Consider the following 22,501-nt stretch of genomic DNA (forward strand, 5'->3'; position numbering starts at 1 on the left):
CAGGGCGAAGTGCAGGCCGAGCACGGGTGGCGGCCCGAGATGCACCACCGCGCCGACGCCGCCGCCCGCTACGGACGCACCGACGCCGGCTCGCCGGCCGGCGGCTTCATCACCGCGACCCGGACGGGCAGCGAGGTGACGGTGTCAGGCGCTGCTGGGTGATTGAGCGGAAACGAGGTCCGGCTGGGGCGCTTCCGGCCCGCCGTCCGCGTCACCCGCCGACTCGCGGATGCCGAAGCGCCGGTACACCCGCAGCAATGGCGACGGCAGCCACCAGTTGGCCCGGCCGAGCAGCCGCATCGTGGCCGGGACCAGCAGCGCCCGGACGATCGTCGCGTCGACGACCAGGGCGATGATCATGCCGACGCCGATCATCTTGATGAACGAGATGCCGCCGGTGGCGAAGCCGCCGACCACGACGACGAGCAGCAGCGCGGCCGAGGTGATGATGGCGCCGGTGCGTTGCAGGCCGGTCGCGACCGCGGTGGCGTTGTCGCCCGTGCGGTCCCACTCCTCGCGGATCCGGGACAGCAGGAACACCTCGTAGTCGGTCGACAGGCCGAACAGGACGGCCAGGATGAGCACGAGCTGGCTGGCCTCGAGGTCGCCGGTCGGGGTGAAGCCCAGCAGGTCGCTGAGGTGCCCGTCCTGGAAGATCCAGACGATCGCGCCGAAGGAGGCGCCGATCGACACCAGGTTCATGAGCACCGCCTTGACCGGCAGGACGAGGGAGCCGAACGCCAGGAACAGCAGCACCATCGTGCCCGCCGCGGCGACCAGCGCCATGTACGGCAACCGGCTGCCCAGGCTGTCCAGGCGGTCCTCGACGTCGGCCGCCGTGCCGCCGACCAGCACCTGCGCGCCCGCCGGGGCCGGCAGCGCGCGGACGTCCAGCACCAGGGCCCGGTTCAGCGGGCCGGCGTAGGCGACCGTGACGACCGACGACGCACCCTTCGTCGCGGTGACGGTCGCCGCGCTCACCCCGTCGAGGCGGCCGATGTCGCCGGCGAACGCGTCCACGGCCGCCCGGTCCGCGCCGCTGACGAGCACCGTGAGCGTGCTCCCGCCGCCGCCCGGGAACTCGGCGGCGAGCCGCTCGGACACCACGCGGCTCGGCGTGCCCGGGGGCAGGACGCGTTCGTCGGCGGCGCCGAACTCCGCCCGCAGGAACGGCGACGCGAGGACGGCGAGCACGATCACGACGGCCGCGATCACCGGGACCGGCCGGCGCATGACGGCATGCGCGATGCGGGCCCACGCCCCGCCGGTCGTGCTGCGTTCCCGTTTCGGCAGGGGTACGCGCAGCGCGTTGATCCTGGTGCCGAGCAGCGCGAGCACCGCGGGGAGGATCGTCAGCGCGACGAGCATGCCGACGAGGACCGCGGCCATCCCGCCGAGACCCATCGAGCGCAGGAACGCCTGCGGGAACAGCAGCAGGCTCGACAGCGCGAACGCCACGGTCAACCCGGAGACGAGGACCGTGCGCCCGGCCGTGGTCATGGTGCGTCCGATGGACTGCGGCACGTCGTGGCCGAGCGCGAGCTCCTCCCGGAAGCGGCTGACCACGAACAGCGCGTAGTCCACGGCCATGCCGAGGCCCATCAGGGTGATGATGTTCAGCGCGAAGACGGATACCTCGGTGACCGAGGCGAGCAGGCGGGTGACGACGAAGGCGCCCAGGATGGCGAGGCCGCCGACCAGCAGCGGCATGGTGGCCGCGACCACGCTGCGGAAGACCAGGGCGAGCAGGACCAGCAGGATCGGCATCGACAGCAGTTCGGCGTGCGCGATGTCCTCGCCGACCTGGTCGCTGACGTCGGCGAAGATGGCCGTGTGCCCGCCGACCTGGGTGTCGATGCCGGTGGCCCGCAGGTCCGGGCGGATCGCCTTGAAGTCCTCGTCGTTGTCGGCGGTGCGCATCGTGATCGCCGCGTAGGTCGCGTGCCGGTCGGTCGACACCAGTGCCGGGTTGCCGGTGTCGTAGAACGACACCACCCTGGCCACCTCGGCCCGCTGCCGGACCTTCGCCAGGGCGTCCTGCACCGCGGTCTGGAACCGCGGGTCGTCGACGGTCAGGTCCCGCGACGTGTACAGCGCGACGACGTCCGCGTCCTGCCGCCCGATCTCCGCGACGATCCGCTGGGTGGCGCGGGCCGACTCACTGTCCGGGTCCTCGAACCCGTTGCTGCTCAGCGTGCCGATGACGCCGGTGCCCCAGACCGCGCCGAGCACCGCGAGCGCGACCCCGGCCAGGAGCACCCCCCACCGTGCACGCAACACGTTCCGCCCCCACCATGCGAGCATGCCGACCCCCAGATCCGCCGTACGATGAACACGATGTCCACTTCAGTGAACGCCGTTCACTTTGTCACTGGCGTTCGCTTTAGTCAACGGGAGTAGCATGACGACACCGCCCAGCCGACGTGAGCGGAACCGCGCTGCGACGGTCGAGGAGATCAAGCAGACGGCCCGCGCGCTGCTGGTCAAGGACGGCGTCGCCGGTCTGTCGCTGCGCGCGATCGCCCGCGAGATGGGCATGGTGCCGGCCGCGCTGTACCGCTACTTCGCGAGCCTCGAAGCGCTCATGGAGGCGCTCACCGGCGACCTGTACGACGACACCCGCGCCCACCTGGAGCAGGCCCGGGACGCGGTGGCCTCCGACGACCCCGGCGACCGCCTGATCGCAGTGTGCCGCGCCTTCCGCCGCTGGGCCCTGGACCACCCCGCCGAGTTCGGCATCATGTTCGGCAGGCCGCTACCCCTGGACGGCTCCAGATATCTGGACCCCGAGCACTTCGAGGATCCGGTGCACCAGGCCGGCGACCGCTTCGCCACGGTGTTCAGCGCCCTCTTCGCCGAGATCTGGTTCCGGTCGCCGTTCCCGGTCCCCGACGAGATCTCACCGTCGCTGCGCGACCAGCTGCAGGCCTACGTCGACCGGATGCCGGTGCCCGTGCCGGTCGGCGCCGCCCAGGTCGCCCTGTCGTGCTGGATCCGGCTGTACGGGATGATCGCCCTGGAGGCATACGGGCACCTGCACTTCGCCCTGACCGACCCCGAGCCGATGTTCGAGGTCGAACTGGCCTCAGGCCTGCACCGCCTCGGCGTCACCACCCGCTGACCGGGGCGCGACATCGATCTCGTCCTCGGCGGATGCTTCGTGCAGGCGCTTGTCCAGCACACTCGCCAGGTGGCCGGCGACGACGAGCACCTGGCGCCGTTCGTCGACCAGCCCGGCCATCCCGTCGATCCAGGGACGCAGGTCCTCGAGCGGGCCGTACAGGTCGCCGGGAGCACGGGAAAGGATCCTCGCGCCGAGCGGCCAATGGTCCCGCCAGACCAGCGCCCCGGCAAGCAGCGCGGCGAAGGGGGGTCCCGTGACATCGACCCATTCGGCGTGTGCGGCGACCTCGGCCTCTTCGGCGAGCTGCGGGTACTGGGCGGCGATGAGCGACAGGGGCCACGCAGCGGCAGACCTGGATCCCGGGATGGCGAACGGTGCCAGTGCCTGGACATCTTCGTACGTGAACAGTTCCGGGCTGTTGGCGACATGGGCAGTCAGCAGGCAGGCGGTGTAGTCGCGCGGTCTGTCTCGTTCGGTTGCGTAGCTGAGGCTGATCACGCTCAGGTGAGCGTCCCGGACTGCGGTTGGATCTACGAAGGCGCGCGCCACTTGTCCCATGGCGCCGATTTCGATGTCGGAGCTCCCGATGGAATAGTCGTTGCCGATGATGCCGTGGCCCGCGTTGAAAATTGTGGCATCGATTCGCGAAAGGCCGAGCCACTCCGCGTGCACCACCGACTGTTCATCGAACCGTTCGTGCCGGATGACTGCCCAATCCTGATCTGCGACCACTGTCATCGATTCGAGGAATTCGAAGCCGAGATACTTCTGCCAGATTCGGACCAGCTTCGGCCACTGGTTGTAGGCCGACTCATGGAAGATCGACGTGAGCGCAACGGGCCCACTCTCCAGACGCAGCAAGATCAGGATCAGGTTGCCGGTGTAGATGGCGAAGCGTTCCAGGTAGTTTCCCGACGAGGGAGAATATGCTCCATACCGGCCGCTGTCCCATCGATCGCTGGCCTCGCTCAGCAGGATGCGCAGCATTCGGCCGGCGTGCGATCTGACGTCGGGCGCTGCGTGCAACTGTTCGAGGAACGGCAGAATCGCCGATCCGCCCGAGTCGAAGGTCTGGTGGGACAGTAATGCGTAGAGGCGGTCATCGTCCCAGTCCTGCGAGGACGGACGATCACGGGAGTTCCAGAGCTCTGCGATCTCGGTCATGGTGATGTAGGCGACGAGATACTCGCTGAAGGTGGCATGCAGGAACTCGTAGCTGCGCCCCTCGAGGCCCTCGTCCGCTTCTGACGCGTGGATGAAGAAGAACCGTCCGAGCACCCGGCGTGCCGCGTTCAAGGCAACGCCGCCGCGCGGGGTCTTCCGCGGCCGGGAAACCGGGTCCAGGGCATGCAGATCATCGAGGAGCGTATGTTCCTCGATGTAGTGCTTGCCCCGGTTGAACATGCCGAACGCTGCGATGCCGAGCCGCCAGAGCTCGGCGTGCACCTGTGTTTCCTCGTCTCCGACCGCCTCCGCATCGGTCGGCTTGCCCAGTTCACGCCGGATGAACCGGCGCAGGATGCCGCCGTAGATGTGTGCGGGCGACGAGTCCTTCTCCATTGGGGGCAGCCCGTTCGACACGCCGTAGAGCACCAGCAGCAGGAGGAGCAGCGGCTGACGGGCTAGATCTCCGTACGAGAGAACGGACTCGGCGGACGGGATTCCGGCCAGGTTGCTGTGCCGCAGACGAGGATTGGCGTTCTGCCAGATGTCGAGGCAGGTCTGCACCTGGCCGGGCGAGAAGTCCTCCAGCTTGATCACAAGGCAACCGTCAGGAATGCGGGCCATGTCCGCGACCAGGGTCCGCGACGTGACGACGACCGCGACCGGGTGGGACGTGATGGCCTCGACGCGCTGGAATTCCACCACGTTCTGCAGGAAACTCGACTCCGCGGTGCCGGACGCCTGCATGAACTCGTCGAGACCGTCGATGAACAGCACCCGGGTCGCGTTCGCGGACGCGCTGCTGAGGTCGGGCCAGGAGACGCGGCCGTTCGTGGCCTTGCTGAGCACGGCCGTCACTTGCTGATAGATCGGGGCGCTCGGGTCCGGCACCTGCCGCAGCGGAATCCGGGCGGCGGAAAAGGCGTCGCTGCCCGACAGCCGCGCCGCGCAGACCTTGGTGAACATGCTCTTGCCCGAGCCGGGGTGCCCGAGGACCACCAACGGCCGGTCAAAGCTCTGCGGCGAGGAGAAATAGGCCGCCAGAAACGCGTCGAGATCGGTGTGCTCGGCCGTAGCGCCGGCCCACCAGGACTCACTCGCCGGTCTGGCGTCGCCGCTCATCACCATCGAGCGGAACGACGGGCTGAGATAGCCGTCCTCGATGGTCGGCACCTTGAGCGCGGGAAGGTCGTGCGAGATGCCGGCGGTGATCAGCGGCTCGTTCAGGACCGCCCGGTTGAAGCCGGCGCTCAGCCGTCGGACGTGGTCGGCCTCATCCCGGGTGGTTTCCGTCAGGGACGCCATGAGCCGCTCCAGCCGCGCCAGGGAGTCCGCGACCTGGCCGCCGGCCGTGCGCGCAGCGGCGGGTCCGTCGGGCATTGCCCAGAGGTCGAACTCCCGGACCTCGGCGGCCAGCATGCCGTACCCGGCGTCATAGCGGTCGAGCGACCGCCCCACGACATCCGTCAGCGCCTCAGGCGATGACGCTGCTTCGACGTACAGGTGAGCGAGTTCCGAGTGCAACGACTGGACGGACGCGTCGCGGTTGGCCTGGAACGGGCAACCCGCCCAGGGGAGGAGGACCCGGGTGGTGGTGAACGTGAGGGTCAGCTGTTCGGAAGCGGGCACCGCGGCCGATACGAGCGTGTCGGGCAGCGCGTCGAAGAAGGCTTCGTACGCCAGTGCCGTGTGTGTCGCGGCCAGGAGGTCGGCCCGCTCCGGCGACCGCCTGCCGCGGAGACGCTCGACACCTGCGGTCACCAGTTGGTGCAGCGCGGTGCTCACGGCATGGTCGTGGGCAGACCACAACCCGGGCGCGATCACCGTCAGCGTGCCGCCAAGGTCGGACAATACCTTGACTGCGCCTTCCAGCGTGTACGGAGAAGGTGCCATCGGATGATTCGAGCGTTCCGATGCCCGGGGGTCAAGCCCGGTCATCCGAATGGTCCGCTACGCGGTGGGGCGGGCGGTGTCGGTGTAGCGGGGGAGCTGGCCGCCGCCGTCGACGAGGAGGCTCGTGCCGGTCAGGTACGTGGCGAGCGGCGAGGCCAGCAGCAGCACCGCGTCGGCGATGTCGGCGGGGGTCGCCATGCGGCCCATCGGGACCGTCGCGGCGACCGCGGCCAGGGCGGCCTCGTCGCCGTAGTGCACGGCGTTGTCGTCGGTGCGGACCACGCCGGCGGTGACCGTGTTGACCCGGACCTTCGGCGCCCATTCCAGGGCCAAGGCGCGGGTGAGGGTCTCCAGGCCGGCCTTCGCGGCGGCGTAGGCGGCGGTGCCGGGGGCCGGGCGCAGCGCGGACACGCTGCCGATGTTGACGATCAGACCGCCGCCGGGCTGGGTCTGCATGACCGCGTTCGCGGCCTGGGAGACGAAGAACGGGGCGAGGAGGTTGAGCCGGACGACGGCGGTCACCAGGTTCGGCGAGACGGTGGCGGCCGGCACTGCGGGGGAGCCGCCGGCGTTGTTGACGACCAGGTCGAGGTGGCCGAACGACGAGACCGCGGTGGCGACGGCGGCGGCGGCCTCGGCCGGCTCGCGCACGTCGGCGGCGGTGTACGACACCCCGGGCGGCAGGTCGGCGGGCGCGCGGCGGCCGCAGACGAGGACCCGGTAGCCGGCGGCGGCCAGGCGCGCGGCGATCTCCCGGCCGATGCCCCGGGTGCCGCCGGTGACCAGGGCGGCCGAGGCAGAAGTGGGGTCAGAGGCGTTCGATGATGGTGACATTGGCCGTCCCTCCGCCCTCGCACATGGTCTGCAGGCCGTACCGGCCGCCGGTGTCCTCCAGGGCGTGCAGCAGCGTGGTCATCAGCCGTGCCCCGGTCGCGCCGAGCGGGTGGCCGAGCGCGACCGCGCCGCCGTGGATGTTGACGCGGGACGGGTCGGCGCCGGTCTCGCGCTGCCAGGCGAGGACCACCGGCACGAACGCCTCGTTGATCTCGATCAGGTCGATGTCGTCGATGGTGAGGCCGCTGCGGCGCAGGGCGTGCGCGGTCGCCGGGATCGGGCCGGTGAGCATGTAGACGGGGTCGTCGGCGCGGACGCTCAGGTGGTGGATGCGGGCGCGGGGGCGCAGACCATGGGTGTGCAGCGCCTGCGCGGAGGCGACGAGCAGGGCGGCGGCGCCGTCGGAGATCTGGCTGGCCAGGGCGGCCGTGACCGTGCCGCCCGGAGTCAGGGTCGGCAGGGCCGCCATCGCAGCCAGGGTGGTGGCCGGGCGCGGGCCCTCGTCGGCCGTCACGTCCCCGAGGGGCACGGTCTCGCGGGCGAAGCGGCCCGAAGCACGAGCGGCGGTGGCCTTCTGATGGCTGCTCAGGGCGTACACCTCCATCTCCGGACGATTCAGGGACCATTTGGCGGCGATGAGCTCGGCCGCCCTGAACTGGCTGATCTCCTGGTCACCGTAGCGGCGCTGCCAGCCGGTGGAGCCGCGGAACGGGTCGTCGAAGCCGTAGGCCCGGCCGGCGAGCATCGCCGCGGAGATGGGGATGGCGCTCATGTTCTGCACGCCGCCGGCGACGACGAGGTCGGCGGTGCCGGACATGACCGCCTGGGCGGCGAAGTGCAGTGCCTGCTGGGACGAGCCGCACTGGCGGTCGACGGTGACCCCCGGCACGGCGTCGGGCAGGCCGGCGGCGAGCCACGAGGTGCGGGCGATGTTGCCGGCCTGCGGTCCGATCGCGTCGACGCAGCCGAAGATGACGTCGTCGACGGCGGCCGGGTCGACGTCGCTGCGGTCCATGAGTGCGGTCAGCACGTGCGCGCCGAGATCGGCGGGATGCACGCCGGCGAGGCCACCACCCCGCCGGCCGACCGGGGTGCGGACCGCTTCGACCAGGTAAGCCTCCGTCATGTCCACCACCTTACCAAGCGAGCGCTTGGTTGGTAAGGTGGTGGACATGGAACCGTTGAGTGCCCGGACCCTGCCGGATCTGGTGCGCGCCGGCGCCGAGCACCACGGCGACCGCGAGGCGATCGTCGACGGCCCGGTCCGGCTCACCTATGCCGGGCTGGCCGAGGAGGTCGCCCGGTTCGCGGGAGCCCTTGCCGCCAGGGGTGTCGGCAAGGGCGACCGGGTCGCGCTGTGGGCGCCGAACTCGTGGCGGTGGATCGTCGCGGCGCTCGGGGTCGTCACCGCGGGTGGTGTCCTCGTCCCGCTGAACACCCGCTTCAAGGGCCCGGAGGCCGCGTACATCCTGACCCGCAGCGGCGCCCGGCTGCTGCTGGTCGAGGACGGGTTCCTGGGCAACCGCTATGTGGACTCCCTGGCAATGACGGATATGCCAGACATCGTGACGTTCGACCAGTGGGACGCGTTCGTGCGCGACGCGAAAAGCGTCGTCAGCGACGTGCAGCCCGACGACCTGTCCGACCTGTTCTTCACCTCCGGCACCACCGGGCGGCCCAAGGGCGCGATGCTCACCCACGGGCAGAGCACCCAGGTGTACGCCGCCTGGAGCGAGCTCGCCGACCTGCGCGCCGGTGACCGGTACCTGCTGGTCAACCCGTGCTTCAACACGTTCGGCTACAAGGCCGGCGTCATCGCCTGCCTGCTGCGCGGCGCGACGATCGTGCCGCAGCAGGTGTTCGACGTCGCCGAGTCGCTGCGGCTGGTGCAACAGGAGCGGATCACGATCCTGCCCGGCCCGCCCACGCTGTACACCTCGATGCTGGACCATCCCGCACGCGGCGACCATGACCTGTCCAGCCTGCGGGTGGCCGTCACCGGTGCCACGACGGTCCCGGTGGTGATGATCGAGCGGCTCCGGGAGGAGCTGAAGCTGGCGACGGTGCTCACCGCCTACGGCCTCACCGAGTCCTGCGGCACCGCGACCATGTGCCGCCCCGACGACGACCCCGTCACCGTGTCCACCACGTGCGGTGCGGCGATCGACGGGGTCGAGGTGCGGGTCGACCCGGCCAGCGGGGAGGTGCTCGTGCGCGGCTACAACGTGATGCGCGGCTACTGGCAGGACCCGGCGGCGACGGCCGACGCGATCGACGCCGACGGCTGGCTGCACACCGGCGACGTCGGCGTCCTCGACGAGCGTGGGTACCTGCGCATCACCGACCGGCTCAAGGACATGTTCATCGTCGGCGGGTTCAACGCCTACCCGGCCGAGATCGAGCAGGTCCTGGCCCGGCACGACGGCGTCGCCGAGGTCGCGGTGATCGGCGTGCCGGATGAGCGCCTCGGCGAGGTCGCCCGCGCCTTCGTCGTGCCCCGGCGCCCGGTTTCGGAGGCCGACCTCGCCGCGTACTGCAAGGAACGCCTCGCCAACTTCAAGGTGCCCCGCTCCTACGTGTTCCTGGACGCGCTGCCGCGCAACGCCAGCGGCAAGGTGCTCAAGACGACCCTGCGCGGAGAGGCCTGATGGACACCGTCATCGTCACCGGCGGAGCCAGCGGCATCGGCGCCGCGATCGTGCGCCTCGCCGCCGCGCAGGGGCTCCGCCCGGTCGTGTGGGACCTGAGCCCGACCGACGGCGGACTCGTGGTCGACGTCCGCGACCCTCTGCAGATCGAGGCCGCTCTGGAGGCGACCGGGCCGGCGCGGTACCTCGTCAACAACGCCGGCCCGGCCAGCGGCGGCGCGCCCCTCGGCTTCGGGGACGGGCTCGTCGCGACCGCCGGCAGCGTGGAAGCGGTCACCGCCGCGTGGCTGCGCACCGGCCCGCCCGCCGACGCCGCGGTGGTCAACGTCGCCTCGGTCGCCGGGAACCTCGTCGGCACCGACTCCGCGTGGTACTCAGCGGGCAAGGCCGCGATCGCCGGGTACACCCGCCATCTCGCGACCCGGCTCGCGCCCGCGGTCCGCGCCAACGCCGTCGCGCCCGGCTTCATCGACACGCCCCGGATGGCGGGCTTCGGCGAGACGCCCCTCGGGCGGGACCTCATCGCCCGCAACCCGATGCGCCGGGCCGGCCGGCCCGAGGACGTCGCGGCCGCGGTGCTGTTCCTGCTGTCCCCGTCCGCCGCCTACATCAACGGCGTCCTGCTGCCCGTCGACGGGGGCTGGACGGTCTCTCAATGAAAGGGGCCTCGCAGATGCCCGAAGCCGTCATCGTCTCGGCCGTGCGCTCGCCGATCGGCCGCGCCTACAAGGGATCCCTCGCCGGCGTGCGCGCCGACGACCTCGCCGCGCAGGTCGTGCGCCTGGCCCTGGACAAGGTCCCGTCGCTGGACGCGCGGACGCTGGACGACCTGGTCCTCGGCTGCGCCCAGCCGGCCGGCGAGCAGGGGTACAACCTCGGCCGGCAGGTCGCCATGCACCTCGGCCTCGACATGGTCCCCGGCACCACCGTCAACCGGTACTGCGCCTCGTCACTGCAGGCGATCCGGATGGCGTTCCACGCGATCAAGGCGGGCGAGGGGCACGCGTTCGTCGCCGCCGGCGTCGAGGTCGTCTCGCACTACCCGGCGGGCAAGGCCGACGGCATGCCCGGCACCCGCAACCCCCGGTTCGACGGCATCACCGGCTCCAGGCCGTGGTCCGACCCGCGTGAGCGCGGCGAGCTGCCCGACGTGTACATCGCCATGGGGGAGACCGCCGAGAACGTCGCCGAGCTCTGCGGGATCACCCGGGCCGAGCAGGACGAGTTCGCGGTCCGCAGCCAGAACAACGCCGAGAAGGCCCTCGCCGACGGCTTCTGGGACCGCGACATCACCCCGGTCACCCTGCCCGACGGCAGCGTGCTGCGGGCCGACGACGGTCCGCGGGCCGGGGTCACCCTGGCGAAGGTCGCGGCGCTGCAGCCCGCCTTCCGGCCCGACGGCACCGTCACCGCCGCCAACTGCTGCCCCCTCAACGACGGCGCCGCCGCGCTGGTCGTGCTCAGCTCCACCCGCGCCGCGGAACTCGGGCTGACGCCGCTGGCCAGGATCGTCAGCACGGGTGTGTCCGCGCTCAGCCCCGAGATCATGGGTCTCGGCCCGGTCGAGGCCTCCCGCCGTGCCCTCGCGCACGCGGGCCTCGGCATCGGCGACATCGACCTGATCGAGATCAACGAGGCGTTCGCCGCGCAGGTGATCCCGGCGTACCGCCAGATGGGCGCCGCACCGGACCGGGTGAACGTGCACGGCGGCGCCATCGCGGTCGGCCACCCGTTCGGCATGACCGGCGCCCGCATCGCCACCACCCTGCTCAACGGTCTGATCCACCGCGACGTCCAGTTCGGCCTGGAGACCATGTGCACCGCCGGCGGGCAGGGCATGGCCATGGTGATCGAGCGGCTCGCCTGATGGGCGCCCTCGATGGCAAGGCGGTCGTCGTCACCGGCGCCGGGCGGGGCCTCGGCGCCGCCTACGCCCGCCTCGCCGCCGCCGAGGGTGCGGCGGTCCTCGTCAACGACGTCGACGCCGACCTGGCCGCATCGGTGGCGGCGGAGATCACTACGGCCGGCGGCCGGGCGCTCGCGGCCGCCGGCACGATCGGCACCTGGGACGGCGCCGGCGAGGTGGTCGCCCGCTGCGTCGAGGCGTTCGGCGCGATCGACGGCCTCGTCAACAACGCCGGGATCTTCCGGCTCGCCGACCCGGCAGTGCAGGACCCGGACGAGTTCCGCGCGGTCATCGAGGTCAACCTGCTCGGCACCGCGTACTGCGGCCTGCACGCCATCCGGGCCATGCTCGCGCAGGGCTCCGGCTCGGTGGTGAACGTGACCTCCGGCGCGCACGCGGGATCGGCGGCGATGGGCGCCTACGGGGCCAGCAAGGGCGGCGTCGCGTCGCTGACGTACTGCTGGGCGGCGGACCTGCTCGGCACCGGCGTGCGGGTCAACGCCGTCTCGCCCAACGCGCACACCCGGATGGCCGATGCGTTCGAGGCGTACCTCGGCGCCGCCGCCCAGGGCCAGAACGTGCACAAGCCCCCGGAGCAGAACGCCCCGGCGGTCGTCTACCTGCTCACCGACGCCGCCGCGGCCGTGCACGGCCAGGTGATCCGCATCGACGGCGACGAGTTGTCGATGATCGCGCACCCCGTCGTGCAGGGCCACGGCGCCCAGGACGCCGACTGGACGGTCGAGAAGGTCGCCGCGGCCTTCGCGGCCGGCACTGTCGGCCCGATCAGCGCGGTAGGCCTGCACCGCGCCGGATAGGACCGCACCGCGCCGGACAGGTTCGCGCGATACGTGAGCAGCTGCCCCGCAACGGGTGGGCCGGACCCGGGACCGGCCGGCCCACCCGTTCGCCCCCGATGCCTACCGGGCGCCGCCGCGCACAGCCCGGCGGAGGCTCAGCAGGGCTCTTCGAGGTTTCCGTCGAGGTAGCCCTCGTAGATCCAGCCCCAGTTGGTGTAGGACCACCAGTTGCCCGTCGACGCGTTGAACCAGCTGCACCACTTGTAGACCACGGTGCCGTACGGCGCGTAGTCGATGACGGCGCACTTGGCCGCCGGACCGTTGTGCACCGCCGCCTTGGGTGACTTGAGCACATGCACCGCGCTCGGGCTGGAGCCACCACCGCTGACGCTCGGACATCCCGCCGCCAGGACAGCCGCTGGAGCCGCTGAGGCCGCCGGCGACTGCACGACCAACCCACCCGACGCGACGAGCAGTGCGGTGACAACCGTCGCTGCCCTTGCCGACGCCCACCTCATGGTGCCTCCCAAGAATCGTTCCGGCGATGCGCCAACCATCCGCGAGGATGGATGGAGAAAGATTGAAGGAACCTTGAATCATCGGCGACACCAGGACGGTCGAGGCGACGTTGGAGTTCCGCCTGCTCGGCACCATCGAGGCACGCAATGACGGCACGCCACTGGACGTCGGTCCCGCGCGCCAGCGCGGTGTCCTGGCGGCACTGCTGGTCGACGTCGGCCGGGTCGTGCCGACCGGCGATCTCGTCGAGCGGGTGTGGGGTCCGGCCCGGCCCCGGCGGGCGCGGCCGACGCTCTACAGCTACCTGTCCCGCCTCCGCGGTGTCCTCGGCGACGGGACGGCGCTGCGCCGCAGCGCCGGCGGCTACCTGCTCGCGGCCGAGCCGGCCGCGGTGGACGTGCACCGGTTCCGGCAGCTGTGCGCCCGCGCCCGCGCCGCACCCGACGAACTGGCCGCGGTCCTGTACGCCGAGGCGCTGGAGCTGTGGCGGGGCACGGCATTCAGCGACCTCGACACGCCGTACTTCAACCTGCAGCGGGAGGCCGCCGACCGGGAACGGCACGCCGCCGAGCTGGACCACGGCGACGTCCTGCTCCGGCTCGGCCGGCACGGTGTCCTGCTGGGCGACCTGTTCGCCCGTGCCGAGGCACACCCGCTCGACGAGCGGGTCGCCGGTCAACTCATGCTCGCCCTGTATCGCGGCGGCCGGGCCGCGGACGCCCTGGCGCGCTACCGGCTGACCCGCGCCCGGCTGCGTGAAGACCTGGGCGGTGAGCCCGGGACGGCGCTGCAGCACCTGCACCAGCGGATGCTCGCCGGTGATCCCGGCCTGGCCGGCAGCGGCGGGGCCGTGCAGGTGCCGCGGCAGCTGCCGGCTCCGCCGGCGGTGTTCGTCGGCCGGCAGCGGGAGCTGGCCGAGGTCGACCGGATCGCCGACACCGGTGCAGCGATGGCGGTCGCGACGATCGGCGGCACCGGCGGGATCGGCAAGACGACCTTCGCCCTGCACTGGGCGCACCGCAACGTCGCGCGGTTTCCGGACGGTCAGCTGTACGTCGACCTGCGTGGCTTCGATCCGGCCGATGATCCGGTGCCCGCCTCCGTTGCCCTGCGCGGCTTCCTGGAAGCGCTCGGCGTCGCGCCGTCCGAGGTGCCGGCGGACCTGGCGAGCCGGTCGGCGCTGTACCGCAGCATCGTCGCCGGCCGCCGGATGCTGGTGCTGCTCGACAACGCCCGCACGTCCGCGCAGGTCGAGCCGCTGCTGCCGGGCAGCGCGGCATGCACGGTCCTGGTCACCGGTCGACGGCAGCTCGCGGGGCTGGTGACGGCGGCCGGCGCCCGGCCGCTGACGCTGGACGCGTTGCCGAGCGCAGAAGGGCGTGAGCTCCTGGTGCACCACGTCGGCCGCGGTCGGGCGGCGCAGGAGCCGGAGGCCGCCGCGGCGCTTGTCGCACACTGCGCGGGCCTTCCACTGGCCACGAGCATCGTCGCGGCGCGGGCCCGGATCCAGTCCGCACTGCCGCTGGCGGCGCTGGCGGAGGAGCTCGACGACCGCTCGGCGCGGCTGGACGCGCTCGATGCCGGCGACCTCAACGCCGATCTCCGGGCGGTGTTCGCCGCGTCATACCGGGCCCTCGATCCGCCGCTGGCCGCCGCATTCGGGCTGCTGGGCGCGGCGCCCGGCCCGGACATCGGGCTGCCCGCCGCGGCCGAGCTGATCGGGCAGCCCGTCGGCCGGACGCGGGCGGCGCTGCGCCGGCTGACCGCCGCATACCTGCTCCAGGAGCACGCTCCCGGCCGGTACCGCATGCACGACCTGGTGCATCTGTACGCCGCCGAGTGCTGCGCCGAGGACCAGCCCGACGGCACCGTCCGGCTCGCCCGCGCGCGACTGGCCGCCTTCTACGCCGACGCCGCCGTTGCCGCCGACCGGTTGGTGGCGCCGCAACGCACCCCGATCGCGGTGAGCCCGGGCGGGCAGGTCGGCCCGTCCGGTGCCGCGGACGCCATGCCCTGGTTCGCGGCCGAGCACCAGGTCCTGCTGGCCATCCACCGGGCGGCCGCCGAGGACGGCCGGCACGCCGAGGTATGGCGGCTCGCATGGGCGCTCGACACGTTCCAGTGGCGGCGGGCCCTGCTCGCTGAGCGGGTCGCCATGCTGGAGGTCGCGCTGCCGGCGACCGGGGCGCTCGGCAACCGCGGTGCCGTCGCGCTCAACCACCGGTTGTTGGGCCGGGCGTATGTGCCGCTCGGCCGGCACGAACCGGCGCTGCACCACCTCCACCTGGCGGCCGCCGGCTACGAGCTGGCCGGTGACCCCGACGGCCAGGCACAGACGCAGCTCAACCTCGCCCTCGCCTGGGAGCACGTCGGCGATGACCGGCAGGCCCTGACCCACGCGGAGGAGAACCTGCGCATCCGGACCACGCTGAGCAACCCCGCGCGTGAGGCCGAGGCGCTCAACGCCGTCGGCTGGTATCACGCCCGGGTGGCTCAGCACGACGCGGCCGACGGGTACTGCCGCCGCGCGCTCGCCCTCTGCCGGGAGCACGGCTTCCTCGAGACGGAGGCGTACACCCGGGACAGCCTGGGCTACATCGCCCGCCACCGGGGGCGGCCCGCGGAGGCACTGCGGCACTACGGCAGGGCGCTGGAGCTGCGTCGGATGCTCGGCGACACCTACCAGGAGGGCGACACGCTGACGCACCTCGGGGAGGTCTACGAGGAGCTGGGCCGGCCCAAGGACGCGGCCGCGGCATGGCGCGCGGCGCTGGCGCTGTACGAGGAGCAGGGCCGCACCCGCGAGGCGGCCGCCCTCAGGCGGCGCGCCTGAGGACGGCCGGACGGGTCGGCTCAGTGCACCAGGCCGATTCCGGTGAAGGTCCGGTCGTACTGCGGGAACGACGTGTTGTCGAACGGCGCGGTGATCCAGGTGCGGACCGAGTCGGCGGCGGTGTCGACCTCGACGAGCCGGACCGGGTTGGTCGTGCCGGAGTGGAACGTCTGCAGGAACGAGTAGATCTTGTTGCCGTGCACGCCCGTGTCGACCCGGTTGCCGGCGACGCCGGTGTGGCCGGAGAACACGAACCGGATGTTCGCATACTGCTTGATCAGGTTGTCGAACAGGTACTGCGGGCTGGTCGCCCCGTATCCGCCGTTGGTCTGCTCGATGTTGCCGTTGCCGTCGATGTAGTCGTGCGTGACGACCGTGACGTTGTGCCGCGGGTTCGCCGCGACGACGTTCCGCGCCCAGGTGACGACCTCGGGCCGGGGCCACAGCTCGAGCGTGATCACCATCCACTGCACGCCGCCCGCCTCGTAGGTCGAGTACGCGTTGTCGACCTTCCCGGCCTCGAACTGCCCACGCACGGCGCCGTACTGCGCGGCGGTGAAGTAGCGGTTGAACACGGTCGTGTCCCGGACCAGCTCCTTGGTGTGTGCGGGGTCGCGGGCCGAGCCGCCGACGCCGGTCGCCTGCGTGTCGTGGTTGCCGATCGCGAGCGCGTACGGGATGCCGGCGGTCTCCAGCGGGCGCATCGCGTCGCGGGCGATCACGTATTGCGAGTGGTCCGGGGTGTCCCAGTTGACGACGTCGCCGGAGTGCGTCACGAACCGCAGGTCCAGCGCCGCGCGGTTGTTCACCAGCCAGGTCGTGCGCTGCCGGAAGCGGGTGTCGGTGGCGTTGAGCACCTCCTGCTGGGTGTCCGGCATGACGGCGAAGCTGAACTTCGTGTCCGTCGTGGCGAACTCCATCCGTGCGTACGCGACGTGGACGTTGCGGTCGCACGCGGCCGTCGACCGGTCGTTGACGAACTGGATGCGCACGACGTGCCGCCCGGCGGCGACCGCCGGCCCGACCGGGTAGGTGCCGTAGCTGGTGGCGCTCACGATGGTGGTGCGCCCGGCGACGGCGCCGTCGACCGTCACCTCGACGGTCGGCCACGCCTCGCAGTAGTCGCCGATGGCGCCGATCTGGACCCGGCCGGAGCCGTCGATCGTGGTGGTGGCGACGCTGCTGTTGCTCCACAGCGACGCGTGGGTCCCCGACGGCGGCACCGGTGTGCCGGTCGCCGTGCGGATCGCCCCGTTGACCACGGTGAACTGGGAGGCGGGCGCCGCCGCCGCGCCCGTGGGCGGCAGCACGGCGGCCGCCACGACGGCGACGGCTGCCAGTCTCATGAACGTCGATCGATGCATGGGCGGAGCGTACGAACCCGCCGAGCGCGGCCCGCGAATCCCGGGTGAACCCCGGGTGGCGGTCCGGCGGCAACCGGCCCACGGCGGAACGGGTACCGTCGCGGGGTGAGCGAGCAACTGGACGCGATCCGCCGGCTGGCCGCCGAGGTGGACACCACCGCGCTGTGCGATGCGGTCAACGACATCCGCGTCATGTCGCCGGCGCTGCGGTGCCGGTCGGCGAACCCGGTGCTGTGCGGGCCGGCGGTCACCGTGCGCTGCCGGGACGACTTCCTCGGCGTGATCCAGGCGCTGGAGCGGGCCGAATCCGGCGACGTGCTGGTGGTCGACGGCGGTGGGCGCGAGACCGCCCTGGCCGGTGAGATCTTCGCCCGGGTGGCGCTGGGCAAGGGACTGACCGGGATCGTCATCGACGGCGGCTACCGGGACCTGCGGTTCGTCGCGACCTGTCAGCTGCCGGTGTACAGCCGGCACGTCACCCCGAAGGCCGGCACCACGACCCGCCCGGCCGCCGCTTCGCAGGCCGTCAGCTGCGGCGGCGTGCCGGTCCACCCGGGTGACATCGTGATCGCCGACCACGACGGCATCGTGGTGCTCGACCCCGCCACGGCCGTCGCGCAGCTCACCGCGGCCAGGGACGTGATGGCCGCCGAGGTGCGCGTGCTGGAGCGGCTGGACCAGGGGGCCGCCCTCGGCGAGCTGCTCAACCTGGCCGAGCACGTCGAGCGGCTGACCCGCGGTGAACCGTCGAAGCTGCGGTTCACCGTCTGACCGGGTGCCTGGCCGCCTGTGACTGGAGCAGCAGGGTCGGCGCCGCGATGAGGCTGATGAAGCCGGCGATGAAGCTGGTCGACAGCCACGGGTCCGTCGGAGCGTCCTCCTCGACCGTCTTGCCGGCGTGCTGGAAGATGTAGGCCGCGGCGATCACCAGCACCACCAGGCTGAGCAGCCCGTGTGATTCCCTACCTTGATCGACTCACCATAGAAGCCGATCGACGCTGAAGCGGCAACGATGTCACGCCGGTCCGACTTCGCATCTGCTGCGAAAAGTCCCGGTTCGTGGTAACGGATCCGGGACCGGAAACGCCCCGATTGCCGGCGCAACGCGCCGACCAGGGGATCCACGGCTCGGCGAGGCCCCGCCCGGCCCACCCGGCGGGGCCTCGCGGGGTGGCGCCATCCGCCGTCCGTCCACCTGATTCCGGACGTCGGGTCGATAGCGGCAAACCGGCCCACACCAGTCGACAGCGGTCGATTGCATTGAGGCATGGGCGTCGATACCTTCGCCGCGTCTCTGGAAGCACGGGGCTCCAGGGTCGACACTCACGGGAGGGCGTCGTGCGCAGACTTGCGCATTCGATTCGACGACATTGCATCCTCGGGGTCGCGGCGATCGTCACCGCTCAACTGCTCGCGGCGCCGGCCCGGGCCGCCGAACCGGTCGACTGGCAGGCCGAGGTCGCGAAGATTCCGAGCGCCACGTACACGCGGGACGCCCGCGCCTCGATCGCCGAGGCCGGCAAGCGGCTGCAGCCGTACCTCATCGACGACCTCGGCCGGAACCGGCTCGCGCCGGTGCTGGCCGACCTCGACACGCGCTACTTCGACGGGGCGCGGTTCAAGGACACCGCGAGCGCCGACGCGGCGTTCGGCAACCTCAAGCACCTCGAGTCCTACCTGAAGGGCCGGGTCAGCGGCGGCGGCAAGCCGACCGGCGACGCGCTCGTCGCCTACGTCGACGGCCTCGTGCTGTCGCTCACCGGCATCCGGCTCCTCGCCGACGCGTCCGTGCAGGACGCGGAGGCGACGATCGGGCCGTTCCGGGCCAGCCCACCACCCGCTCCGGCGCCGCCGGGGCTCGCCGCGGCGTTCGGGGACCTCGACGCGGCGCGGTCGTCGCTGGCCAAGGCCGACGACATGCTGCGCAAGGCCAACCCGGAGCCGGCCACGGTGCACAACGCCCAGGCCTGGGGCTCGGCGTACAACGTGCTGGCCCGGCTGGGCATCACCTACGACGGCGACCACGACGCCGACGGCGTGGTCGACGTGGTGGAACTGCGGTTCGGCGCGAGCCCGCTGCTGGTCGACTCCGACGGGGACGGCCTCACCGACAAGTTCGAGATCTACCAGCTGAGCGGCTGGACCAAGACGAACTCCGTCGACAGCGACGGCGACGGGATCGGCGACGGCGCCGAGGACGTCGACGGCGACGGGCTGAGCAACCTGCGGGAGCAGGAGCTGGGCACCGCGCCGACGGAGGCCGACACCGACCACGACGGCGTCAGCGACGGCGCCGAGGTCAGCCGGGGCACCAACCCGCTCGTCCCCGACCCGCGCGAGCAGCCGCCGCTGGGCGGCGGCGCGCCACCGATCGTGCCGGCGCCGAACCTGGACGACACCGACGGCGACGGCCTCATCGACATCGCCGAGGCGGAGGAGGAGACCGACCCGAACAACGTCGACACCGACGGCGACGGGCTCTCCGACGGTGCCGAGGTCAACGAATGGTCGATCAACCCGCTCAACCAGGACAGCGACGGCGACGGCCTCCGCGACGACTACGAGTCGGTCCACGTCGAGGACCAGGGCCTCGACCCCGGCCGCCCGGACGAGCAGATCAGCAAGTGGACGTACGTCACCGACTTCCTGCTCGGGATGTTCGCCGGCGACTTCGCGCCGCGTGACTCGATGGCGTGGCTGGCCGGCAACCTGTGCTCCGGCGGGCTCAGCGCGATCCCGGTGGTGGGCTGGATCCTCGGTGGCCTGGCCGACCTGCGGGACACGATCGCCGGGCTCATCCACGGCGACTGGGTCAGCGCGGGGCTGAGCATCCTCGGCGTGGTGCCCTACGTCGGCGACGCGATCGCGATCCCCGGCAAGGCGGCCCGGTTCGTCCTGAAGTTCACGCACCGCATCGACGCGGTGCTCAGGTTCGTCGCGCGGTACGACAAGATCCCGGACTTCGTCAAGGAGACGGCGCTCCAGCTCATCCTGGGTGCCGACTGGGACGCGCTGGTCGGCGAGTCGGTGGGGCCCAGCCTCAACGCCAGCCGGTTCAGCAAGGCCGGGCTGGTCCGGCTGGCGCGGGGCGACCGCACCGACATCCGCCGGATCGCGCGGGCGATGTACGACCCGAACCACGTCCCGGGCGCGCGGGTGCCGTTCCAGTACAGCGGCGCGCGGGCCGAGGACTACCTGCACGACAACCTGCTCAGCGGCACGCGGCACCGGCAGTTCGAGGTCGACACGACCGGGTACCCGACGCCGCGCTCGCGGTCGCGGAAGGCCGACGTGGCGGTCGAGGACCCGCCGGGCGAGTTCACCCTCCACGAGGTGAAGGCGGGTGTGTCGAACTACGGCTCCGAGGTCACCCAGTGCCAGAAGGACGCCTGGATGCTGACCCCGGCCGGTCGTGCCGTGCACGGCAAGAACATCCGCGCAGTACATTGGCACTTCATGCCGCACGGCGCCTACAACAGCCTGGGCCCGTCGGAGGACCTGCTGAAGTGCCTGATCGACAACAAGATCCCCTTTACGATCCACACGCCGGACGTGTAACGAACGGAGGTCGGGCCGGGGTTGTGCGCGACCCCGGCCCGCTGGACACATGGGCACATCCCTTGCGGTGATCAAGCTGAACGAGCGGGGCGAGCCGGAGGCGGGCCTCGACCTGCCGGCCGGCGCGGTGGCCGGCGCGCTCGCCCCGCTGTTCGGCGATGCTCCGGACCTGACCGCGCCGATCGCGCCGGACGACTGCGCCGAGCTGTTCCACGACGGCGCGCGGCTCGGATCGCAGTGGTTCCTCTACGGCGGCCCGGCCGGCGTGCAGCGCGTCGCCGTCTCGGTGTGGGACAGCGACAGCGCCGGTCCGGGGGCCGACTTCCGCGCCGACTGCGCGCCGGTCCTGGAGGTGCTGCGGGATCTGGCGCGGACCGCCGGCGCCAGGGTGTTCCTCGACGGCGGTGACGTCACCGACGCGCCCCTGGACCGGGTCCTGGACCTGCTGGCCCCGGGCGGGCCCGCGAGGAAGCGGCGCAAACCCGACCACAGGGCCGCGGACGAGGCGGCCGAGCGGTACCTGCGCGAATACCTGTCGGCGGCCGGACCGCGCCTGGCGTGGCTGCGTGACCAGGCCGGTGGCCCGCTCGACTTCAGCCGCGACAGCCTCGTGCCGCTGTGGCAATGGGCGGTGACCCGCTTCCGGCCGCGCCCGGCCGACGCGCCCGCCGACTTCGTCGTGGCCGACGCCCGGAACCGCTACAGCGTCCCGCGCGACGCGGACCTGCCGATGTGGTTCGGGCGCACCGCGTTGCAGGCCCCCGCGCACTGGGACGACGAGTCCCTCGCGATCATCGACGCGCTGGTGTACTACCTCGCCGAGTGCCTGCTCCGGGCGGTGCCGGCGAGCCACTGGGAGGTGGGTCACGGCCCCTCGCGGAGCTGGGTCAACGAGTATCAGCCGGTGTTGAGCGGCTTCCGGCACGCGGGGATGTCGCTGCCGATCGAGCTGATCGGGCGGGTGCTCATCCTGATGTCGCCGGTCTACCGCACGTTCCGGCCCGACCTGCCCGACAACGGCGAACGGGTCACCCCGGAGGACCTCCGCGACTGCTTCGACACGATCATGAGCTTCCGGGAAGCCTGAGGCTCACGTCCGCACGGGCTTGGACAGGCCGTCGAGGAACAGGGACGTGCAGTCCTCCGCGAGGCGGGTGATCGGATACGCCGCGGTCGGCTTGAACCAGCGCACCGACAGCCACACGGCGTCACGCATCAGCCGGTAGAGGATCTTCGGGTCCAGGTCGTCGCGGATGACGCCCTCGGCGATGCCTGCCTCGATGACCGACAGCCAGGTCTGCTGGACCTCCTTGCCGGCGGTGCGCAGGTATCCGAACCGTTCGATCTGGGTCAGGTAGTTGACGTCGTTCTGGTAGATCTCGGTGGCGTGCGGGTGCGCCTCGACGACCTCGAGCGAGGCGACGATCAGGTCGTGCAGGCGGGTCCGCGGGTGGCTCTCGCCGTCCAGCACCCGCTTGTAGCGGGTCCGCAGGTCTTCCAGGTAGGAGGTCACGATCTCGTCGACCATGGCTTCCTTGGACTCGAAGTGGTGATACAGGCTGCCGGACAGGATTCCGGCCTCGTCGGCGATCTCACGCACGGTCGTCGCCGACACGCCCTTGCGGGCGAACAACGCCGCAGCGCTGGCGAGAATCCGTTCGCGTCGATCCCCAGGCTCTCGCGCCATCCCGCTCTTCCTCACCGGTGTCGTAATGCAGCCTCGTCTATCCCGTTCGCACCAGGAGTGTACGTGGACCGCGGCCGTGAAATACGGCTCAGAAGCGAGTGTAGCGTAATCAAGCAAGCGCTTGGTACGTTCACCGGGCAAGGTCTGGCCTGCGCGGTGAAGAAGGCGGCG

The 22,501-nt window shown here is 71.8% G+C and carries 18 protein-coding genes; 10 read left to right on the forward strand and 8 right to left on the reverse strand.

The annotated features are described in order from the left end of the window. The first annotated feature begins 9 nt into the window (after nt 1-9). A complete protein-coding gene (locus tag ACFPIJ_RS44695) occupies nt 10-162 on the forward strand; it encodes a hypothetical protein (RefSeq protein WP_380125232.1) in 153 nt (50 codons plus the stop codon). On the opposite strand, the gene ACFPIJ_RS44700 is transcribed toward ACFPIJ_RS44695, so the two are convergent. Further along, nucleotides 145-2,280 (reverse strand): MMPL family transporter, encoded by a 2,136-nt coding sequence (locus ACFPIJ_RS44700; protein WP_380125234.1) that lies wholly within the window; start codon nt 2,278-2,280, stop codon nt 145-147. The two genes, ACFPIJ_RS44695 and ACFPIJ_RS44700, sit on opposite strands and share 18 nt — an antisense overlap. Before the next feature lie 121 nt (nt 2,281-2,401). On the opposite strand from ACFPIJ_RS44700, the gene ACFPIJ_RS44705 reads away from it, so the two are divergent. Next, the gene (locus ACFPIJ_RS44705) at nt 2,402-3,121 is read left to right on the forward strand and encodes a TetR/AcrR family transcriptional regulator (RefSeq protein WP_380125236.1); all 720 of its coding nucleotides are present in this window, start codon (nt 2,402-2,404) and stop codon (nt 3,119-3,121) included. On the opposite strand, the gene ACFPIJ_RS44710 is transcribed toward ACFPIJ_RS44705, so the two are convergent. The 3 genes from ACFPIJ_RS44710 to ACFPIJ_RS44720 are packed head-to-tail and all read right to left on the reverse strand — an operon-like array spanning nt 3,086 to nt 8,141. Beyond that, complete coding sequence (locus ACFPIJ_RS44710) at nt 3,086-6,226, reverse strand: NACHT domain-containing protein (RefSeq protein ID WP_380125238.1); 3,141 nt, start codon at nt 6,224-6,226, stop codon at nt 3,086-3,088. The two genes, ACFPIJ_RS44705 and ACFPIJ_RS44710, sit on opposite strands and share 36 nt — an antisense overlap. A 12-nt stretch (nt 6,227-6,238) precedes the next feature. Further along, nucleotides 6,239-7,015, reverse strand: coding sequence for an SDR family oxidoreductase (locus ACFPIJ_RS44715; protein ID WP_380125240.1), 777 nt, complete (start codon nt 7,013-7,015; stop codon nt 6,239-6,241). Further along, nucleotides 6,990-8,141 carry an acetyl-CoA C-acetyltransferase gene (locus ACFPIJ_RS44720; protein ID WP_380125242.1) on the reverse strand — a complete coding sequence of 384 codons (1,152 nt, stop codon included), beginning with the start codon at nt 8,139-8,141 and terminating at the stop codon, nt 6,990-6,992. Before ACFPIJ_RS44720 ends, ACFPIJ_RS44715 begins: the two co-directional genes overlap by 26 nt. Nucleotides 8,142-8,187: 46 nt before the next feature. Between ACFPIJ_RS44720 and ACFPIJ_RS44725 the strand changes: the two genes are divergently transcribed. Genes ACFPIJ_RS44725 through ACFPIJ_RS44740 form a run of 4 tightly spaced genes read left to right on the forward strand, consistent with a single transcriptional unit; the run spans nt 8,188 to nt 12,387 of the window. Next, nucleotides 8,188-9,663: a FadD3 family acyl-CoA ligase gene (locus tag ACFPIJ_RS44725; RefSeq protein WP_380125244.1), complete on the forward strand. Its 1,476-nt coding sequence runs from the start codon at nt 8,188-8,190 to the stop codon at nt 9,661-9,663. Continuing rightward, on the forward strand, nt 9,663-10,322 hold the full coding sequence (locus ACFPIJ_RS44730) for an SDR family NAD(P)-dependent oxidoreductase (protein WP_380125246.1): 660 nt from the start codon (nt 9,663-9,665) through the stop codon (nt 10,320-10,322). Before ACFPIJ_RS44725 ends, ACFPIJ_RS44730 begins: the two co-directional genes overlap by 1 nt. Nucleotides 10,323-10,336: 14 nt before the next feature. Beyond that, complete coding sequence (locus ACFPIJ_RS44735; RefSeq protein WP_380125248.1) at nt 10,337-11,530, forward strand: acetyl-CoA C-acetyltransferase; 1,194 nt, start codon at nt 10,337-10,339, stop codon at nt 11,528-11,530. Beyond that, nucleotides 11,530-12,387 (forward strand): SDR family NAD(P)-dependent oxidoreductase, encoded by an 858-nt coding sequence (locus tag ACFPIJ_RS44740; RefSeq protein ID WP_380125250.1) that lies wholly within the window; start codon nt 11,530-11,532, stop codon nt 12,385-12,387. The genes ACFPIJ_RS44735 and ACFPIJ_RS44740 overlap by 1 nt, the downstream gene beginning before the upstream one ends. Nucleotides 12,388-12,524: 137 nt before the next feature. On the opposite strand, the gene ACFPIJ_RS44745 is transcribed toward ACFPIJ_RS44740, so the two are convergent. After that, entirely contained in the window at nt 12,525-12,728 is a 204-nt protein-coding gene (locus ACFPIJ_RS44745) for a hypothetical protein (protein ID WP_380125252.1), read from the reverse strand. A gap of 269 nt (nt 12,729-12,997) precedes the next feature. Here ACFPIJ_RS44745 and ACFPIJ_RS44750 point away from each other — a divergent pair, with 269 nt between their 5' ends. Continuing rightward, complete coding sequence (locus ACFPIJ_RS44750; RefSeq protein ID WP_380125254.1) at nt 12,998-15,721, forward strand: AfsR/SARP family transcriptional regulator; 2,724 nt, start codon at nt 12,998-13,000, stop codon at nt 15,719-15,721. 20 nt (nt 15,722-15,741) lie between these two features. Here ACFPIJ_RS44750 and ACFPIJ_RS44755 read toward each other — a convergent pair whose 3' ends face one another. Next, on the reverse strand, nt 15,742-17,085 hold the full coding sequence (locus tag ACFPIJ_RS44755; protein WP_380125256.1) for a carbohydrate-binding domain-containing protein: 1,344 nt from the start codon (nt 17,083-17,085) through the stop codon (nt 15,742-15,744). Between the two features lie 105 nt (nt 17,086-17,190). Between ACFPIJ_RS44755 and ACFPIJ_RS44760 the strand changes: the two genes are divergently transcribed. Beyond that, nucleotides 17,191-17,856 carry an RraA family protein gene (locus tag ACFPIJ_RS44760; protein WP_380125258.1) on the forward strand — a complete coding sequence of 222 codons (666 nt, stop codon included), beginning with the start codon at nt 17,191-17,193 and terminating at the stop codon, nt 17,854-17,856. Here ACFPIJ_RS44760 and ACFPIJ_RS44765 read toward each other — a convergent pair. Next, a complete protein-coding gene (locus ACFPIJ_RS44765; RefSeq protein ID WP_380125259.1) occupies nt 17,846-18,022 on the reverse strand; it encodes a hypothetical protein in 177 nt (58 codons plus the stop codon). The two genes, ACFPIJ_RS44760 and ACFPIJ_RS44765, sit on opposite strands and share 11 nt — an antisense overlap. A 401-nt stretch (nt 18,023-18,423) precedes the next feature. Here ACFPIJ_RS44765 and ACFPIJ_RS44770 point away from each other — a divergent pair, with 401 nt between their 5' ends. Both ACFPIJ_RS44770 and ACFPIJ_RS44775 read left to right on the forward strand, forming a co-directional pair. After that, entirely contained in the window at nt 18,424-20,643 is a 2,220-nt protein-coding gene (locus ACFPIJ_RS44770; RefSeq protein WP_380125261.1) for a hypothetical protein, read from the forward strand. Between the two features lie 49 nt (nt 20,644-20,692). Continuing rightward, nucleotides 20,693-21,730, forward strand: coding sequence for a hypothetical protein (locus ACFPIJ_RS44775; RefSeq protein WP_380125263.1), 1,038 nt, complete (start codon nt 20,693-20,695; stop codon nt 21,728-21,730). A gap of 3 nt (nt 21,731-21,733) precedes the next feature. Here the strand turns inward: ACFPIJ_RS44775 and ACFPIJ_RS44780 are convergent, their stop codons facing one another. Then, a complete protein-coding gene (locus ACFPIJ_RS44780; protein WP_380125265.1) occupies nt 21,734-22,330 on the reverse strand; it encodes a TetR/AcrR family transcriptional regulator in 597 nt (198 codons plus the stop codon). Between the last annotated feature and the right edge of the window lie 171 nt (nt 22,331-22,501).

Origin of the sequence: Dactylosporangium cerinum, assembly GCF_042653625.1 — a bacterium.
Taxonomy (GTDB): domain Bacteria; phylum Actinomycetota; class Actinomycetes; order Mycobacteriales; family Micromonosporaceae; genus Dactylosporangium; species Dactylosporangium cerinum.

Coding starts and splice junctions, on each gene's coding strand:
- ACFPIJ_RS44705 (WP_380125236.1), top strand. CDS start 2,402: ATGACGACACCGCCCAGCCGACGTGAGCGGAACCGCGCTGCGACGGTC.
- ACFPIJ_RS44735 (WP_380125248.1), top strand. CDS start 10,337: ATGCCCGAAGCCGTCATCGTCTCGGCCGTGCGCTCGCCGATCGGCCGC.
- ACFPIJ_RS44725 (WP_380125244.1), top strand. CDS start 8,188: ATGGAACCGTTGAGTGCCCGGACCCTGCCGGATCTGGTGCGCGCCGGC.
- ACFPIJ_RS44720 (WP_380125242.1), bottom strand. CDS start 8,141: ATGACGGAGGCTTACCTGGTCGAAGCGGTCCGCACCCCGGTCGGCCGG.
- ACFPIJ_RS44740 (WP_380125250.1), top strand. CDS start 11,530: ATGGGCGCCCTCGATGGCAAGGCGGTCGTCGTCACCGGCGCCGGGCGG.
- ACFPIJ_RS44710 (WP_380125238.1), bottom strand. CDS start 6,226: ATGACCGGGCTTGACCCCCGGGCATCGGAACGCTCGAATCATCCGATG.
- ACFPIJ_RS44730 (WP_380125246.1), top strand. CDS start 9,663: ATGGACACCGTCATCGTCACCGGCGGAGCCAGCGGCATCGGCGCCGCG.
- ACFPIJ_RS44755 (WP_380125256.1), bottom strand. CDS start 17,085: ATGCATCGATCGACGTTCATGAGACTGGCAGCCGTCGCCGTCGTGGCG.
- ACFPIJ_RS44715 (WP_380125240.1), bottom strand. CDS start 7,015: ATGTCACCATCATCGAACGCCTCTGACCCCACTTCTGCCTCGGCCGCC.
- ACFPIJ_RS44780 (WP_380125265.1), bottom strand. CDS start 22,330: ATGGCGCGAGAGCCTGGGGATCGACGCGAACGGATTCTCGCCAGCGCT.
- ACFPIJ_RS44775 (WP_380125263.1), top strand. CDS start 20,693: ATGGGCACATCCCTTGCGGTGATCAAGCTGAACGAGCGGGGCGAGCCG.